Genomic DNA, 17170 nt, shown 5'->3' with positions numbered 1-17170 from the left:
CACAAATTGGTTCATTGACAAAAATGTTGTATCTTTGCCCAAATTTTTAACTCATCACTCTCAACTAATAACTAAATAAAGTGAACGAATTAACATTAGAACTTACTGACGTGAGCGCACAGGTATTCTGTGGCGAGGACGAAAACAATATCAAATACATCAAAACGCTATTCCCGAAGCTGAAAATCGTAGCGCGGGGCTCAAAACTCATTGCCTTTGGCGAAGAACAGCTACTGAAAGATTTCCAAAAGCAAATAGAAAAGCTCATTGCGTACTGTGCTAAGTACAACCGCCTTGATGAACGCGCTATCGATAGTATTCTCTCGGCTACCGATGCTGAGAAAACCGAAAAAGTGCGCGAGGAGGACATCATCGTACACGGGGTGAGCGGTAAGATTATTCGTCCGCAAACCCAAAACCAAGTGAAACTCGTGGAGCTGATGCGCAAGAACGATATGGTATTTGCCGTAGGTCCTGCGGGTACTGGTAAGACCTATGTGGGCGTAGCCTTGGCGGTGAAAGCCCTCAAAGAAAAACAAGTACGCCGCATTATCCTCACCCGTCCAGCGGTAGAAGCAGGCGAGAACCTCGGCTTCCTCCCTGGTGACCTCAAGGAAAAACTCGACCCCTATATGCAACCACTGTACGATGCCTTGCGCGATATGATTCCCGGTGAAAAGCTGAACGCCTTTATCGAAGCGGGCATCATTGAGATTGCTCCCCTTGCCTTTATGCGCGGACGCACGCTTGACAATGCTTTTGTAATTCTCGACGAGGCGCAGAACACCACACACGCCCAAATGAAGATGTTCCTCACCCGTATGGGGCGCAATGCCAAGTTTATGATCACTGGCGACCCCGGTCAGATTGACTTACCCCGCAAAGTATCCTCAGGCCTCAAAGAGGCAATGCTCATTTTGCAGAATGTAGAGGGTATCGCCTTCCTACACCTCGACGATAAGGACGTAGTGCGCCACCCACTCGTACGGAGCATTATTGAGGCGTATAAGACGGTGGAGAACAATGAGTAAGTCGTAGCACGACAGGCAGTGCGAGCCACACAGGCAAGTCGTAGCACGACGAGCAATTAGAACTTTGGCAAAGTTTATACCTCAATTCCAACCTTTACAAAAAATCTTCGTTTATAGAGAGGAAAGAGGAAGAAATGGACTTTCTTCCTCAAAAAATAATCAAGAAAAGATAATTGATAATCAGTGTAATGAGAAAATAATGGCATAAGAACGCTAATTTAATGGTACTTTGTATTGCACAATACCTTTGTTTGTTGTATATTTGCACCGAGAAATTAATTAGATTACATTTAGTAACCAAAAACCATATAAAAATGAAAAAGATTATCCTATCACTGCTATTAGCAGTAACAGCAAGTAGCTTCGCACAATCTTCTTTTAAAGGTACTTTAGTAGGAACTGACCAACAGCCCGTGAGTGCTGCTAATGTACTCCTAATGTCCCTACCTGATTCTACGCTCGTGAAAGGGGCTATTAGCAATGAACGCGGTGTGTTTGAACTGCCCAATCCCGCTGAGGGTAAGAAAGTAATCCTCAAAATCACACATTTGGAATATCAGGATAAGGTGCTAACACCCTCGGGGAGTAACTTGGGCACTGTTGTTTTAACCCCTGCTACCAATCAGTTAGGCGAGGTGGTGGTAACGGCACGTCGCCCGATATTAGAACAAAAGGGTACGCGCATCAGTACCAATGTGGCGCAATCGACCTTGCAGAACCTACCCAAAGCCGAAATGCTTATCAACTTCTTGCCTGGAGTGAGCACTTCCTACACCGGTGGAGGTTATGAGGTGTTTGGCAAAGGCAATCCTATCTTCTACATCGATAACCGCAGGGTGCGCAATTTAGATGAGGTGAATCAGCTATCGCCCAAAGATATTGAGAGCATAGAGCTGGAAACCCAACCTGGTGCAGAACACGACAATACGGTGGGTGCGGTAATCTATATCAAACTGAAAAAGAAACAAGGTGATGGACTGAGTGGGTCGGTTGAAAATGAAAATTATGTGTTAAAAAAAGGAGCCTTAATAACTACTTGGCTTAGTCTCAACTACCGCAAAGGCAAAACCGACTGGTTTACTACTATAGGCAACTTCAACAATTTCAACAAGAAAAATGCCGACCTCTATCAGGATTTGCAAGTACATACCCAAAGTAATGATTGGCGCGTGACAAGCGACGAAACTAATAGGAGTAATGCCAAAGGAATAAATGCTAAAATAGGGGTAGCTCACGAGATTTCCGATAAACATTCCATAGGCGCAAGTGTGAGAGGAAGTGTAGAACCTTGGATAGGACACAGGTTTAGCACCCAAGAAACCGCTACCTTCAAAAATAACCTCCTTACAGCCAAAGGGCTCAATGAATACGACCGCTTTAGCCAAGATAAAAAGTTAAGCATTAATGCTTATTACGAAGGTAAACTTACCGACAAACTGAAACTGCAAACCGATGTAGATTATATCGGTCAGCGTTCCGATAACACTTCCGATGTTGTGGAGCGCAACCTCCTCAACGCAACCTCTCGTAACGTGCATACCCATCCCGATGCTGCTTCCGATTGGTGGGGACTCAAAACTACTTTCTTGCAAACCCTTGGCAAGGGCGCTATAAACTATGGCGTAGAGGCAAGCGACCTGCATCGCACTGAGGATTATACCGATAATGTGCTTTCGGCTTCGGATATTAAGAATACCGAAACACGCTCGGCTGGTTTTGTGAGTTTCTCTTACCCTATCAAAAAAGTGAGTTTGAAACTCGGTACGCGCTACGAGTACGCCGACTTTGGTTATTACGAAAACGGACAAAAAAGCCCCGTAAAAAGCAAGACCTATCGCGATTGGTTGCCCAATATTTCTATCGCATTCCCTTGGGATAAAACTCAACTGACTTTTAGTTATGCACGCAAAATCAAACGTCCGGCTTTTTATGAGCTCAGCGACTACAACACTTATAGTTCTCCTTTCTTGTACAATCGCGGAAACCCATATATTGTGCCTCAGCTTACTGATGAATGGAATGCCTTGGCTACTTATGGTCCTATTTCGGCTTCGGTAAGTTATTCGAATATTCACAAGGGTATCTATTCCGATTACCAACTCTCAAGCATCAATCCCGATGCCGTTGAGAAAACCCTTCGCAATTACGATGATTTTAGCGTACTGAAATGCGTACTCAATGCGCAAACCCAAATAGGAAAATGGATGCCTAAGCTCACCCTTACTTACGGAAAGCCTTTTGCAAGTAATGTGTTTTACACCAATAAAGGTAGGTTTATGGTAGAATGGATGAACCAAATCACCCCTACTGAAAATTGGTTAATCTTAGCGATGTTTATTTATGCAAGCAAAGGTTCAAACCGAGAAGCCTACGCCTACAAAGATATGAGCGGAATAGTCGTAGGGGTTGCCCGTATGTTCTTCCACCAATCGCTTACGGTGTATACCGTAATTTCCGACCCTTTTAACGGTCTCAATGAACACACACGTGTACAAAATTCGTATATCAGCAATAGTACTGCTCAGAATTACAGCAATATAAGTTTTAAAGTAGGACTGAGTTACAATTTCAACACCACCCAAAGCAAGTACAAGGGGCAAAGTGCTGGAGAAGATGAGAAGAATAGGTTATGAGTGCGAGGTCGTAGCACGACAGGCTGTAAAGGGGAGATTGTTTGGAGGTGGTTGGACGAGTAAGACAAGTCGGACATTTCAGACTTGTTGGAGAAAGTTTCAAAAATTCTGAGGGGTCTTAGAATAGAGATGAGAAAGGAGAAAGATAGCGAAGGAATTCAAAAGAGAGATGAGAGTGATTTTGGTGAGAAAAGGTTATTGGGAGGGTACACTTAGCTTATACAAAGCTTATAGGATGCTTATACGAATCTTGGACGATTGATATACAAAGGGCGTATAAGTAATTGATTCATACTGTAATACAATAATACCAATAATACTAATAATTGGGTTTCGAGGCGAAAGAAAGGGGAAGAGGTGTTAGGCCATAGGCATTAGGGGAGATGGACGAGGAACGAGGAACGAATGACGAAGGACGAGGGACGAGGGACAAATGACGGAGAAAATGTGCAGAAACCTCCCCCTAATTCACTTACTCCGCTATCGCGGACAACCCTCGGAGAGGGGGAATTAGTGACGGAAAGCGAGAGAAAGCTCTCCCTAATTTACTTACTTGGTAATTGCGGACACCTCTCAGGGAGGGGGAATATGACAATAATAAACTGGGAGAAAAGAGTAGAAAATAATTGTTTAAGGGTAGTATATTTTTGTAATCAAAAAAAATGTACTACCTTTGTACTTTCTAAGAGTCTTAGTTATGAAGACACTTCTTTTACTAACATCTTTAGTTTTAGGGTTTTCTCAGGGTGTGGGAGCACAAGAAAAAGAAGATGCTTTAACAGTGCCTGTAGTGCGTCCTTATTGTAGAATTTTTGATACTTCGGAGAAAAAGATGGTAGAGAGAACTTTGCAAGAGTGTTTGGACTATTGGGTAACAATGCACTTTGAATATCCGGAGAAGGCTGCTAAGTGGAATATACAAGGGCAAGTAATGCTTGATATAGTGATAAACAAGCAAGGGGTTTTAAGAATTATGGAGGCCGAAGGAGACGACCCTATACTGGAAAAAGCGGCGATAGATTTGTTTAGGTATTATCCGCCGATGTACCCTGCTAAGAATATCAAAGGGGAGGCTGTGGAATGCTATTGTAAGTATCCTATTAATTTTAGATTAAAAGATTAGTTATTATGAACACAACTGCACAATACATAAAAGATTCTGAAGGGAATGATATTTTAGCTGTTATTCCTATGGAAACCTATAATGAATGGCGTTTTGAGAAGGCTGATTTAAGTAATAATGAAGAGATTCCAGAATGGCATAAAGAGATTTTAGACGAAAGCCTAAAAGAATTTGAAGAAACTGGTGAAGCAGAAGACTGGGAAGTTTTAAAACTAAAATTCAAACAGAAATATGGCTTCTGACACATTTAGAGTAGGAAAAAGAGCTGAAAAAAATCTATCAAAGATATTAGATTATTATACTGATATTGATGAAAAATTAGCTAATCGCTTCTTCCAAGAGATAGATAAATGTTTTGAATACATAAAAGATTATCCTTATATGTTTGCTAAAAGATATAGGGAAATCAGAGTCTGTTTTACCAAAGTATTCCCTTATGGGATTTATTATGTGATAAAAATTACTCCTAAAAGAAAAAGAACAACAATAACAGTGATAAACATTCTGCATACAAGCAGAAAAGTAAGATACAAAGAATAACAAATCGTGAATAAAGAACATTTAAAACAATTAGAAGCTGAAAGTATTTACATAATGCGCGAAGTGGCGGCGCAGTTTGAACGTCCGGCATTGCTGTTTAGTGGTGGTAAGGATTCTATTACCTTAGTGCATTTGGCTATGAAAGCCTTTGCCCCGATGAAGATTCCTTTCCCTTTGGTGCATATCGATACGGGACACAACTTCCCTGAAGCTCTTGAATACCGCGATGCGCTAGCTAAACGCATAGGGGCTGAACTCATTGTTCGCCAAGTAGAAGATACCATAAAAGCGAAAGGGCTTACCGAGCCTAAAGGCAAGTTTGCTTCGCGTAACTGGTTGCAAACGCATACTTTGCTGGATACGATTGAGGAATTTCACTTTGATGCTTGCATTGGTGGGGCTCGTCGTGATGAGGAGAAAGCGCGTGCTAAAGAGCGTTTCTTTTCGGTAAGAGACGAGTTTGGACAATGGGACCCTAAATTGCAACGCCCCGAGCTGTGGAACATCTACAACGGTAGGATTCAGAAAGGGGAGAACGTGCGTGTATTTCCTATCTCGAACTGGACGGAACTCGACGTGTGGAGCTACATTCAGCAGGAGAAAATAGAGCTTCCTTCTATCTACTTTGCGCATAACCGTGAGGTGATTGAGCACGAAGGTAGGCTTATTGCGGTGTCGCCTTTTATTCAGATAGATGAAAACGATACTATCCTCAACAAACGCGTGCGCTATCGTACGGTAGGTGATATGACTTGTACAGCTGCGGTAGAGAGCAATGCAGCGACTTTGGAAGAGGTGGTGAACGAGATTACGGCTTCGCGTATTTCGGAACGCGGTGAGACCCGTATAGACGATAAAGTAACGGAAGCGGCTATGGAAGACCGTAAAAAAGGAGGATACTTTTAGTGCGAGCCGCACGGGCAATTAAATTTGGTCAGGTTTTTGTATGTACAAAAAACAATAACTAAAAAAACGAGATTACGAATGAAAAAAAGATTTTTATTTACAGCGATAGCGCTATTGCTTTTGGCGACTGTACCCGTAGCAGCTCAAACTTTACAACGCCATAAAGTGGTTCCTGAAATCAACTTGCCACAAGTGAATGGTGAGAACTTGAGTTTATCATCGTTGCGTGGTAAATATGTGCTGATAGACTTTTGGGCATCGTGGTGTTTGCCTTGCAAGAAGGAAAACAAATATCTCAAACAAGCGTATAAAGAGCTTAAAGGAAAGAACTTTACCATTCTATCAGTATCGATAGATAGACCAAAAGACAAAGATGCTTGGCGGGATGCTATGAAAATAGAGGGAATGGTGTGGAACAATGTGTGGGACAATGACGGTAAAACGGCTGACAAGTATGGGGTAACAAGCATTCCTGCGCCTTTTCTCATAGACCCTGACGGGAACCTATTATCACAAGGGGAAAACCTTAGAGGTGATGATTTAATGAAAACGCTAAAGAAATACATCAAATAGTCGGTCGTAGCACGACGGGCGGTTTTTTATATTGAACTGATGTTAAAATAAAAATATAAAGAATATTTGCAATGAGAAAAATCAAGTTAATAATGCTACTGAGTGTAGCAATGGTATTGGGAAGTTGTGGCACAAATACTACAGTGTATTGGGTGAATAGTACCAAGTTGGACTGTAGTGCAGGTGCAGGTAAAATGGAATGTTTGCAAGTGTATAAGGGTGATGACCTAAGCAATGCGCAATGGGAGGCTTTTTATGCTCCTATTGAAGGCTTTGCCTTTGAAGAGGGCTTTTTTAAGAAGATAGAAGTAAGCGAGCAACCCTTGAAAGATGTCCCTGCTGATGCTCCAAGTGTTGCCTATACTTTAGTGCGTGAGGTAGAGAAGGTAAAAGACCCTCGTTTTGATTTGCAAGGCGAGTGGAAACTGGTGAGTATGGGAGGTATGACTATCGTTGCTGAGGCGCAACCTGTGTTAAATATCAATATTAGAGAAATGAAGGTAAACGGAGCGGACAGCTGTAACAGATTTATGGGAAGTATTAAGACCTTTACTGATAAAGAGCTCGTTTTTGGTGAATTAGCCTCTACCTTAATGCTTTGTGCAGAAAAAATGAATGTTGCTGATGCTTTTGGTGTGGCTATGCAAAAGGTAAAGCAATATGAGCTTAAAGATGAGCAACTATTGCTAACTGATGCCCAAGGAGGTGTACTGCTTACCTTCACAAAGAAATAATTGTTTTATTGTTAATAAAAGAAAAGGCTGTTAGAGACATCTCTAACAGCCTTTTTGATTATAATAGTACCTTAACTAATCATCTTCTTCGTCATAAGTGTCGGCTTCATCATATTCTTCTTCAGAATATTCGGGTTCTTGAGTCTTCTTGTCTTTAGCCTTAGTACTCTTTTTACCTTTCTTAGGATTAGAAGAGAGCTCATTATGTTTAAGCCATTCACGTAGTTCTACCTCTATTTGCTCGGCTATTTCAGGATTGTCATTAAGCATTGCAATAGAAGCATCACGTCCTTGACCTAAGCGAGTGCCTTTATAGCTATAAAAAGCACCGCTTTTATCTACGATATTGGCCTCAACGCCCAACTCGAGAAGTTCAGCAGATTTAGAAATACCTAAACCAAACATAATATCGAAAGTAGCGGTTTTAAAAGGCGATGCTACTTTGTTTTTCACGATTTTGACTTTGGTTTTATTACCAATAATCTCACCATTACTGTCCTTAATAGCAGCACTTCCTTGAGGTCCTCCGTCCTTGCGGATATCTATACGCACAGAGGCATAAAACTTAAGTGCATTACCTCCTGTGGTAGTTTCGGGGTTGCCGAATGTAATGCCTATCTTATCACGCAACTGATTAATGAAAATAACAATACATTTTGCTTTGCTAATACTACCGGTGATTTTGCGCAAAGCCTGAGACATTAATCGAGCGTGAAGCCCCATTTTAGAGTCTCCCATTTCGCCATCAATTTCACCTTTTGGGGTAAGAGCAGCGACTGAGTCGATTACTACGAGGTCTACTGCATTAGAACGGATAAGAGCATCAGCAATTTCAAGCGCTTGTTCGCCACTATCAGGCTGGGTAATTAGTAGATTTTTAACATCTACACCCAAGCGTTGTGCATAAACAGGGTCGAAGGCGTGCTCTGCATCAATAAAGGCAGCAGTACCTTTAGCTTTTTGTACTTCGGCGATAGCGTGTAGCGTAAGGGTGGTTTTACCAGAAGATTCAGGTCCATAAATCTCGATTACGCGACCTTTGGGGTATCCTCCTACTCCTAATGCAGCATCGAGCCCGATAGAACCAGAAGAATAAACTTCTACATCTTCGACGGGATTATCGCCTAAGGCACGTACGGTTCCTTTGCCATAGGCTTTATCTAATTTTTCTAAGGTGAGTTTTAAGGCTTGTTTTTTAGCCTCTTCTACGCTCATTTCCTTGTTATCTTTTGTTGTTTTAGCCATTTTATACTAAGTTGTTTTAATAGGGCAAAGATACAAAATTTAATGATAAAAACAATAATAGAGAGGAATTATTTTAGTTTTAGGTTATTGTGATGGCGGTCGTGGTCACGTTGTGTTTTCTTTAGCATCTTTTTATCAAAAGCTTCTTGTAAGTCAATTCCTGTTTGATTTGCCAAACAAAGTACCACAAACACTACATCGGCAAGCTCTTCGCCTAAATCTTTGTTTTTATCACTTTCTTTCTCGGACTGTTCTCCATAGCGACGAGCAATAATACGGGCGACCTCTCCGACTTCTTCGGTAAGTTGCGCCATATTGGTAAGTTCATTAAAATAGCGAACTCCGTGTTCTTTTATCCAATTATCAACTGCTAATTGTGCATTTTTAATATTCATAGTTTATGCTGATAAGATGTTATTTTGAATAAAAAAACTACTTTAAAAGAGCATTGCTTTTGATAGCAACGCTCTTTCAAAGCAGTTTAAAGAATATTTCTGTGAATTTAAAATTAGTTTGCCCACATATCTTGCTCTCTGTCGCGAATCTTTTCTTTAATCTTGTCAGATTCTAACAATTGGAAGAGTGCGTTATCAGGAAGGAATTCCTTGATTTTTCTGTCGCCGTATACATTCGCTTCTTTAAATATCACCGAACTAAACATTCGTGCATTTAAAACGTGGTCGAAAGAGACAGGGCGAGCGTCATTCTTCCTATTAAAGGTTTTCGCTTCGTGCAAAATATCGCGTACTTGCGGGTAGAATACCCAGAATAGAGGTACTAATGCCGACATAGTAGAGTCATCAGAGTCTATAAAGTTTACATCGGGGGCTACAGGAGCCAGTGCGAGCAAACGATATTTTAATTCACCTTGGCGTTTGTCGAAATACCAAATACCTCTGATGTGGTACTGAGCGATATCTGCAGACTCTAAGTTTCTATGAGTTACATACTCAGGTGAAAGAGCTTCACCTGCGTTAAGTTGCTCATATCCTATATCCAAAGTATCTACCTTTGATAGAGATGCTTCTATAGACTCAGCTGTTTTTGTTTGAGTAAAATAAGAATCTACATAGATGTCTTGAATTTTACCATTTTTGATATTCTTTAAAAGTACATCATACAATGAGCGACGGTAAGCATCTATTTCCAAGGTATCAGTAGGAAAAAGGAGAGGAAAGTTAGCTCTTTCATTAAGGTCGATTACTTCCCATACTTCTACTGACCAAAGGATATCGCGGTCATCCACATAGCCATAAGGTAGTGGTTTGTCATTATCAGCTTCTATTCGAGCTTCTGATTTAACACCTATATCGCTTGCTACTTTTGCGTTTAAGATGTTTACCTGGGCTTTTGAGAGCTGAAATGCAAATACTGAAAGCAATAATAATATTATATTTTTTACGTGCATAATAATGTTTGTCTTAGTTTGTTATTTCAACTACGATTGGTGATACAGGAGGCAATCTGAGATCAGAGTTACCAATGATACTTGCTTTTACATCAAATATCTGGATTTTATCACCACGTTTTGCTCTTAGGACAGCAGATCTTGCTTGTTCGTTCATTCTGCTACCTTTCACATATACACTTGGTTGTCCTGGAATGAACACTTTAAATTCGTTTACTTGTAATTTTAAGTCGAAGTCGAAGTCTTCCAAAACAGCCATTACAGGCATTACTGATACGTTTGCTTTTGGTAATTTAGCATTTCCTATTTGTCCGCCCAAGCTGGTCACAGCACGAGGGATATTTTTAATACGGAACATTTTAGAAGAGCTGAATTTTTGTCCTGCAAGCTCACCTGTTACGTGAATAGTAACTTCTCTACCTTGTCCTGGGCGCATTACCCAAGCACCACTACCACCAGCTTTTGATAAACCAGGAGCTGAAGCTGAGATTTTGTTATCAGGAACACCAGGCATTGAGATGGTAATAGGGTTAGCAACACCGCGATACACTACGTTCATCTTATCTGCTGAAATAACAGCTGAGTTTGGTTTAGGAATCACAGAGAATGATTGTGCTACAGGAACAGCAATACGTTCTCCATCTTGGTCAAAGTACAAGTTACCTGTGATTTTGTGATCACCTGTATTACCTGCTGAAATATTTAATTTCACACGACCATCTTCAATAGTGTATTCACTTGTTCCTAATTTTCTACCATCAATAGCGATGTCTACTTCATTAGGACGTGTAGTAGCGTCTTTTCTACCCAACACGATAGAACCATCGAATTTCTCACCTTGGTAATACGCTCCTTTACCTTGTTCAAGCAAAGTAGTGTAGTTAGTCATTGAAACTTGTGATTTCAAGCTACCTGCCAAAGCTGTATCAAAAAACTCTTGTTGAGTAGTTAAGATGTCTGACTGCATCATTGAGAATTTTGCTAAAGTCGCAACATAAGGGAACCCTTCAAAGTTAAAGTTTAACCATTTTACGGTTCTACCTTCTCTATCTTTTACGTCGTCAGTATTAAAGTTTACTCTTACTTTATCTGCTAAAGATTTGTAAGCTGGGTTATCTCCCAATACCTTTAATATTCCTTCGCGATAGGTTTTCATCTTTTCAATGAATTCGCTTGCGTGAGCTTTAGCTTGCGCTCCCTCAGCAAAAAAGTAATTATCAGTAAAGTCTGATTGATCCATTGCCTGATAATCTCTTTGATTTACAGGAATGTCTTTCTGTCCAACTACATCTTCTACTTAGGTTTTAATATCTTGGATATAGCTGTACAATCCATCTGAAAGTTCTTTAATTTGTTTGGATTGTTCATATATCTCACCATATTGAGCTTGATTCTCACTTGCTTTATTTGCTAATTCGGCTAAAGCATTCGCTGTGCTTTCATTAGCTCTCTTGTTTGATGTTTCAAACTTTTGATTCACTAACCCAAATGCATCTAGTACTTGCTTACCCATATTCAATGCGATCATCGCAAGGAATACTAAGTACATCAGGTTAATCATCTTCTGTCTAGGACTTAATTTTCCACCTGCCATAAGCTATTTTTTTAATAAGTTAATAAATAATTACTCTTATCGTGCGCCGCCCATTGCAGATAACATTCCTCCATAGATAGTGTTCAAAGATCTCAAGTTGTCTTTAAACGTAAGCATTTGCTGATTTAATGAATCTAAGTTATCAACAACACCTGCCTGTGCAGATACTTGTCTTTCTGTTCTCTCTAATTGTAATTTGTAAAGGCTGTTTAATGACTCTAAATTTGATGCTGCTGCTGAAAGCTCTTCACCGTATTTGTGAGTAGCCACCATTGTGTTAGCCACTGGAGCGATTTCTTTACTTGCTTCTGCGAAGTTTTCAATTGATCTTCCTAATGAACGCATCATATTAGCATCGATACGTGCCTCTGCTAAAATACCATCTAATTTTTGTGATAATGATTCTTTAAGAATCTTATCTTCTTGAGCCGACTGTAAAGCCAATGCTCCTTGGCGTCCTGATGGAGCACCTCCTTTTAGCTCAGGATAAACCAATGACCAATCGAACTCTTCATCTATTGGTTCAAAGGCTGATAAGAAGAAGACTACTGCTTCTGTTCCCATCCCTATTGCTAACAATACGCCACCGCTGATACCTAAGATATCCACGTGCAAAATTTTGGCTAAGGCACCGATAATTACAATTGAGGCACCTATACCATAAACCATATTAAACAATTTCTTTGTTGATCTACTTCCTGCCATAAGACTTTTTTTTATTTGTTAATTTTATTAGTTAATTAGTTTGATTTTTCTTTTAATATTATCTGTATCCTCTTGCTGATTTAGCCTGTTGTTTGTCGCTGATACCCATAAAATCTTGTACGGTACGGAACCCTATATAACTACGAGCTGAGTCTTGGTACTCATAATCACGGGTGTTCACTTGCAACATAAAGGCAACGTCTTTCCAAGAACCACCACGTATTACTTTACGGTGATTTTTATCGTCAAGTACGTTAGGATTCATAGTAGACATATATTCATATGAATTGGGGTCATATGAAGTGTTTGTCCATTCTGATACGTTACCTGCCATATTGTAGAGGTTATAACCATTAGGTTCGTATGACTTAGCTTCTACGGTATAAAGTGCGTTATCAACCGCATAGTCACCACGCATTGGTTTAAAGTTTGCGAGGAAACAAGCTCTATCATCATAGGTATAAGGACCTCCCCAAGGGTAAGTACCACTTGGCAGACCACCACGTGCTGCGTATTCCCATTCCGATTCAATTGGCAAACGGAAAGAGTTTACAGTGTAGTCTCCTTTTGATTTTTGATAAGAGTTTTTGTTGAGGGTACGCCATTCGCAGAAGGCTTTAGCTTGAATCCAACTAACGCCTACCACAGGGTAGTCGCCATAGGCTTCGTGCCAAAAATAGTCGTTGTGCATTGGCTCGTTATAAGAGTAGTTGAAGTCGCGAATCCACACAGTAGTATCAGGATATACTTTCACGATTTCTTCTTTGATGAAGTCTTTACGGTTACCTCTCGTACGAGCGGCTTTATCCATATCAAGCCATTGATATTTAAACTCGAACTTCTGAACGTCCATAATGCGTTTGCCGTTGTATGCTTCTTCTTCGGGCAAATACATTTTGTCCATCACTTCCGAGTAGTATTCATCTGGGAACTTATTGGTGTCCCAAATAAGTGCTACTTTCTTGTTCAATTTTCGTGCTTTTTGGTCGCCATATGTGTTTTGAAGATACTGCTGGTAAGCATTCAACTTCTCGGTGTTCGCATCTAAGTATGCGTATTCACCAATACCTCCACCACCTTGGCTCTGACCGGTTTGTTCCGCCATTTCAGCTAACTGAGTACGGATAATTGAATCGCGAACCCAATTCACAAACTGGCGATACTCACTATTTGTGATTTCGGTCTCGTCCATATAGAACGACCCAACGCTCACAGTTTTCACTGGTGCATTAAAACTCGCAGTTTTATCATCATCGGAACTACCCATAATGAAAGAACCACTCGGAATAAGCGTCATACCGTAAGGAGCCGGCTGTTTCCAGCTTTTCCCCTTAACACCTACAAGCTCTCCTTTGCTGTCGCCACCGCCACGCTTACACGCAGCCAGTACTGATAGTACAAGTAGCATTACAAATATTCTTCTTGCCATAAACATTGTTTAAATTCACATTTAATTAGGGCGCAAACGTACGCATTTATTTTATACACACAAAATTTATCCAATAATATTTTTCAACAACCTGTAAATTTTAACACTATTTTTACATTTTAGCCCTTTTTACCCCCCGAAATGTAAAAAAAAAGTGAAAGAATGAGTTTACTTTTTACCCCATTTAATACTTCTTTTGTAAACACTTCTGGGTAATAAATAGTATAAAAAGATTGTGTAATATTGTTACGAACCCTTTTTTTACCTTCCTTCTACTCCTTTTATTAAAGCTTTTTAATTCCCATATTCCAAAGAGTAAAGGCTTGCAAATCGGTGTTTTGTTCTATTGTTTTGCTCACTGGCGTACCTGCTCCGTGACCTGCATTGGTTTCTATCCTTATCAGTACAGGGTTATTGCCCGCTTGTTTTGCTTGCAATTCGGCAGCAAACTTAAAGCTATGGGCGGGTACTACCCTATCGTCGTGATCTCCTGTGGTAATAAGAGTGGTTGGATAAGCAACTCCTTGTTTTACATTGTGTACAGGCGAATAGGCTTTCAAGTATTCAAACATTTCTTTGCTGTCGTCAGCTGTACCATAATCATAAGCCCAGCCCGCTCCTGCTGTAAAAGTGTGATAACGCAACATATCCATCACTCCCACTGCGGGTAAGGCTACCTTAAATAGGTCTGGGCGTTGCAACATAGTAGCTCCTACTAAGAGCCCTCCGTTAGAGCCTCCTTTAATAGCAAGATACTCAGCTGAAGTGTATTTTTCTTTGATGAGATATTCACCTGCAGCTATAAAATCATCAAACACATTTTGCTTTTGCATCTTAGTACCTGCATCGTGCCATTGTTTGCCGTACTCCCCGCCTCCGCGCAAGTTAGGCACAGCATATACGCCTCCAAGTTCTAACCACACCGCATTGGAAACACTGAAGGTAGGCATTAAACTTATATTGAAACCCCCATATCCATATAATAAAGTAGGGTTTTTGCCGTTAAGCTTGATTCCTTTTTTATAGGTAATCATCATCGGTACTTTGGTGCCGTCTTTAGAAGTGTAGAACACTTGTTTTGATTCGTAATTATTAGCGTCAAAGGCAATCGCAGGTTTCCAATAAAGTTCGGTAGCTCCGGTTGCCAAATCCATTTTATATATTTGAGTCGGATAAGCGTAATTAGTAAAACTAAAATAGGTGTGGGTCTCGTCTTTTTTAGCATAAAAACCTCCTACACTACCTATACTGGGGAGTTTCACTTCGCGAATGAGTTTCCCCTCGTAATCGTATTGTTTTACCTGAGAAAGTGCATCTACCATATATTTAGCAAATAAATATTTGCCTGCGGTAGTAATACTGAGTACATTTTTAGTTTCAGGAATAACATCTTGCCAATGCTCTGGCTGTGGATTTTTAAAGTCTACTTTCACCAACCGACCGTTAGGCGCATTGAGATTCGTTTCCAAAAAGAGGGTTGTACCTTGGTTGTTTACAAATCCTGTATCGCCATCAAAGGTGTTGGTAATGGTTACCAATGAAGATTTAGGATTAGACAAATCTTTTACAAACAGCTTATTGCCTGAGGTCGCATTGGCAACTGAGATAAAGAGATATTTCCCGTCATTGGATACTGTGCCCGATACATAGCGGTATTTCTCAGCGGGTGTACCACCAAAGATGAGTACATCGCTCTTTTGGGACGTACCGAGCTTGTGATAATAGAGCTTATGCTGGTCGGTTTTTGCCGATAGCTCACTGCCCTTAGGTTTATCATAGCTGGAGTAGAAGAAACCTTCATTGCCTTTCCACGCTACACTACTGAATTTGATGTCTACTAAAGTGTCGCCTATTACCTCTTTGGTTTTAGCGTTGAGAACAATGCCCTTACGCCAATCGCTACCACCTTCTGAAATGAGATAAGCTACTAATGACCCATCTTCGGAAAAAGCAATATCGCCTAATGAAGTGGTTCCATCTTTAGAGAACGTATTAGGGTTTAAAAACACCTCTTCCCTACCCTCTTTATCTTTGCGGTACAATACCGACTGGTTTTGTAAGCCGTCGTTCTTATAATAATAGGTATAATCACCTTCAGTAAAAGGTGCGCTGATTTTTTCATAGTTCCAGAGTTTCTCAAGTTTCTCCTTTATGGCTTGGCGGTAAGGTATTTTAGAAAGATAACCAAAAGTAAAGTCGTTTTGAGCTTTTACCCATTCAGCGGTTTCAGCCGAGCGGTCGTCTTCAAGCCAACGGTAAGGGTCAGGCACTTGAGTACCGAAGTAAGTATCAACGGTATTATCCATACGCGTCTCAGGATAGTTCATTTTTTCGTCGTTTGTGTTGTTAGCGTTCTCATTGCAGGCTACTAAAAGCAGTAACGCTACAGGAAATAGTCTATGTTTCATATTCAATTATTTTTTATTAAACTGATATTATAGTTTTATCTTTTCAGGGTTATCGTCTTTATTAAAGAAATACAATATTTTTATGTCTTCTTGATTTATCTTAAAAAATATAGTATAACGATTTAGCACAAATGCTTTACGGATATTCTCATAGTCTGTTGGAGTACAACTATATGGTTTTTCTGCTATAAAAGTTAGCGCTTTTTCAGTTTCATTTATAATTCTTTCGGCATAAGCATAATTATCCTTTTCGTCTATCCAATAAATTATCTCTTCGTTGAACTCAATTTTTGCAGTGCGCGTCCAATCTATTTTCTTTTTCGTTGGCATAACAGTTCTCTTGCTTCGCGCATTACCTCTTCATTAGAAACTACCAAACCTAAGCTTTCCTCTTTGAGAGCCCATTCTATTCTTTGGCGTTCTGCCTCTGTAAGTTTTTCTGCCTTTTCCTCTATTTTAGAAGTATAAGGATTTTCTGTTAAAACATCTGTTTCCATCTTCAAAATATTTCTTTTGTATATTTGACCCTTAAGAAAATGCTTTTATCATCTCTATTAAACCTAATTCTGTTATTCTATCTTCTTTCATAAATCTTTATTATTTTCCACCCACAGCTCCCATTTGCTAATTTGCTAATTTTTTCCACTACCCGTGCATCTCGCACCTCTAAGTGAATTAGGGGGAGGTTTCATCTCTTTTCCCGTCACTACATTCCCCCTTCGGAGGTAGTCTGCGAGAGCAGAGTATGTGAATAGGGGGAGGTTATCCCCTTTTTTAGGGTAGCCCGCAATAGTCGAATAAGTGATTCCCCAAGTCTCTCCGAGTCCCCTCCGAGTTCTTC

Annotated in this window: 16 protein-coding genes and 1 pseudogene; 8 read left to right on the top strand and 9 right to left on the bottom strand. The window is 40.2% G+C overall.

What is annotated here, in order from left to right; translation table 11 throughout:
- Positions 1 to 80 precede the first annotated feature (80 nt).
- From RCZ04_RS03785 to RCZ04_RS03750, 8 genes are all read left to right on the top strand, one after another.
- Positions 81 to 1031 carry a PhoH family protein gene (locus RCZ04_RS03785; protein WP_460484624.1) on the top strand — a complete coding sequence of 317 codons (951 nt, stop codon included), beginning with the start codon at positions 81 to 83 and terminating at the stop codon, positions 1029 to 1031.
- Positions 1032 to 1345: 314 nt separating this feature from the next.
- A complete protein-coding gene (locus tag RCZ04_RS03780; protein ID WP_460484623.1) occupies positions 1346 to 3664 on the top strand; it encodes a TonB-dependent receptor domain-containing protein in 2319 nt (772 codons plus the stop codon).
- A gap of 697 nt (positions 3665 to 4361) precedes the next feature.
- A complete protein-coding gene (locus tag RCZ04_RS03775) occupies positions 4362 to 4787 on the top strand; it encodes an energy transducer TonB (protein ID WP_460484622.1) in 426 nt (141 codons plus the stop codon).
- Positions 4788 to 4792: 5 nt separating this feature from the next.
- On the top strand, positions 4793 to 5029 hold the full coding sequence (locus tag RCZ04_RS03770) for a hypothetical protein (RefSeq protein WP_460484621.1): 237 nt from the start codon (positions 4793 to 4795) through the stop codon (positions 5027 to 5029).
- Positions 5019 to 5327 (top strand): type II toxin-antitoxin system RelE/ParE family toxin, encoded by a 309-nt coding sequence (locus RCZ04_RS03765; protein ID WP_460484620.1) that lies wholly within the window; start codon positions 5019 to 5021, stop codon positions 5325 to 5327. Before RCZ04_RS03770 ends, RCZ04_RS03765 begins: the two co-directional genes overlap by 11 nt.
- Before the next feature lie 6 nt (positions 5328 to 5333).
- Positions 5334 to 6233: a sulfate adenylyltransferase subunit CysD gene (cysD, locus tag RCZ04_RS03760; protein ID WP_460484619.1), complete on the top strand. Its 900-nt coding sequence runs from the start codon at positions 5334 to 5336 to the stop codon at positions 6231 to 6233.
- Positions 6234 to 6311: 78 nt separating this feature from the next.
- A complete protein-coding gene (locus RCZ04_RS03755; RefSeq protein WP_460484618.1) occupies positions 6312 to 6806 on the top strand; it encodes a TlpA family protein disulfide reductase in 495 nt (164 codons plus the stop codon).
- Positions 6807 to 6877: 71 nt separating this feature from the next.
- A complete protein-coding gene (locus RCZ04_RS03750; RefSeq protein ID WP_460484617.1) occupies positions 6878 to 7540 on the top strand; it encodes a DUF4377 domain-containing protein in 663 nt (220 codons plus the stop codon).
- A gap of 75 nt (positions 7541 to 7615) precedes the next feature.
- Here RCZ04_RS03750 and recA read toward each other — a convergent pair whose 3' ends face one another.
- From recA to RCZ04_RS03705, 9 genes and pseudogenes are all read right to left on the bottom strand, one after another.
- Positions 7616 to 8785 (bottom strand): recombinase RecA, encoded by a 1170-nt coding sequence (gene recA / locus RCZ04_RS03745; protein ID WP_460484616.1) that lies wholly within the window; start codon positions 8783 to 8785, stop codon positions 7616 to 7618.
- Positions 8786 to 8853: 68 nt separating this feature from the next.
- Positions 8854 to 9180: a nucleotide pyrophosphohydrolase gene (locus tag RCZ04_RS03740; RefSeq protein ID WP_460484615.1), complete on the bottom strand. Its 327-nt coding sequence runs from the start codon at positions 9178 to 9180 to the stop codon at positions 8854 to 8856.
- Between the two features lie 113 nt (positions 9181 to 9293).
- Positions 9294 to 10193: a type IX secretion system ring subunit PorN/GldN gene (porN, locus tag RCZ04_RS03735; RefSeq protein ID WP_460484614.1), complete on the bottom strand. Its 900-nt coding sequence runs from the start codon at positions 10191 to 10193 to the stop codon at positions 9294 to 9296.
- Between the two features lie 13 nt (positions 10194 to 10206).
- Positions 10207 to 11787: pseudogene (gene porM, locus RCZ04_RS03730) on the bottom strand (type IX secretion system motor protein PorM/GldM).
- 36 nt (positions 11788 to 11823) lie between these two features.
- Positions 11824 to 12492, bottom strand: coding sequence for a type IX secretion system motor protein PorL/GldL (porL, locus tag RCZ04_RS03725; RefSeq protein WP_460484613.1), 669 nt, complete (start codon positions 12490 to 12492; stop codon positions 11824 to 11826).
- Between the two features lie 58 nt (positions 12493 to 12550).
- Positions 12551 to 13927, bottom strand: coding sequence for a T9SS ring complex lipoprotein PorK/GldK (gene porK / locus RCZ04_RS03720; protein WP_460484612.1), 1377 nt, complete (start codon positions 13925 to 13927; stop codon positions 12551 to 12553).
- Positions 13928 to 14205: 278 nt separating this feature from the next.
- Positions 14206 to 16329 carry a prolyl oligopeptidase family serine peptidase gene (locus tag RCZ04_RS03715; RefSeq protein ID WP_460484611.1) on the bottom strand — a complete coding sequence of 708 codons (2124 nt, stop codon included), beginning with the start codon at positions 16327 to 16329 and terminating at the stop codon, positions 14206 to 14208.
- Positions 16330 to 16356: 27 nt separating this feature from the next.
- Entirely contained in the window at positions 16357 to 16659 is a 303-nt protein-coding gene (locus tag RCZ04_RS03710; protein WP_460484610.1) for a type II toxin-antitoxin system RelE/ParE family toxin, read from the bottom strand.
- On the bottom strand, positions 16638 to 16826 hold the full coding sequence (locus RCZ04_RS03705) for a hypothetical protein (protein WP_460484609.1): 189 nt from the start codon (positions 16824 to 16826) through the stop codon (positions 16638 to 16640). The genes RCZ04_RS03710 and RCZ04_RS03705 overlap by 22 nt, the downstream gene beginning before the upstream one ends.
- Positions 16827 to 17170: the final 344 nt, after the last annotated feature.

It is taken from the genome of Capnocytophaga sp. HP1101 (assembly GCF_054772415.1).
The sequence above is the reverse complement of the archived record's forward strand: the minus strand, read 5'-3'. Positions and strand labels throughout refer to the sequence as shown.

What these genes read in the sequence shown, in the direction of transcription:
- RCZ04_RS03715 (WP_460484611.1), bottom strand. Translation starts at nt 16,329, where the DNA reads ATGAAACATAGACTATTTCCTGTAGCGTTACTGCTTTTAGTAGCCTGC.
- RCZ04_RS03710 (WP_460484610.1), bottom strand. Translation starts at nt 16,659, where the DNA reads ATGCCAACGAAAAAGAAAATAGATTGGACGCGCACTGCAAAAATTGAG.
- porK (WP_460484612.1), bottom strand. Translation starts at nt 13,927, where the DNA reads ATGTTTATGGCAAGAAGAATATTTGTAATGCTACTTGTACTATCAGTA.
- RCZ04_RS03775 (WP_460484622.1), top strand. Translation starts at nt 4,362, where the DNA reads ATGAAGACACTTCTTTTACTAACATCTTTAGTTTTAGGGTTTTCTCAG.
- RCZ04_RS03755 (WP_460484618.1), top strand. Translation starts at nt 6,312, where the DNA reads ATGAAAAAAAGATTTTTATTTACAGCGATAGCGCTATTGCTTTTGGCG.
- recA (WP_460484616.1), bottom strand. Translation starts at nt 8,785, where the DNA reads ATGGCTAAAACAACAAAAGATAACAAGGAAATGAGCGTAGAAGAGGCT.
- RCZ04_RS03740 (WP_460484615.1), bottom strand. Translation starts at nt 9,180, where the DNA reads ATGAATATTAAAAATGCACAATTAGCAGTTGATAATTGGATAAAAGAA.
- RCZ04_RS03765 (WP_460484620.1), top strand. Translation starts at nt 5,019, where the DNA reads ATGGCTTCTGACACATTTAGAGTAGGAAAAAGAGCTGAAAAAAATCTA.
- RCZ04_RS03750 (WP_460484617.1), top strand. Translation starts at nt 6,878, where the DNA reads ATGAGAAAAATCAAGTTAATAATGCTACTGAGTGTAGCAATGGTATTG.
- porN (WP_460484614.1), bottom strand. Translation starts at nt 10,193, where the DNA reads ATGCACGTAAAAAATATAATATTATTATTGCTTTCAGTATTTGCATTT.
- RCZ04_RS03780 (WP_460484623.1), top strand. Translation starts at nt 1,346, where the DNA reads ATGAAAAAGATTATCCTATCACTGCTATTAGCAGTAACAGCAAGTAGC.
- RCZ04_RS03770 (WP_460484621.1), top strand. Translation starts at nt 4,793, where the DNA reads ATGAACACAACTGCACAATACATAAAAGATTCTGAAGGGAATGATATT.
- RCZ04_RS03705 (WP_460484609.1), bottom strand. Translation starts at nt 16,826, where the DNA reads ATGGAAACAGATGTTTTAACAGAAAATCCTTATACTTCTAAAATAGAG.
- porL (WP_460484613.1), bottom strand. Translation starts at nt 12,492, where the DNA reads ATGGCAGGAAGTAGATCAACAAAGAAATTGTTTAATATGGTTTATGGT.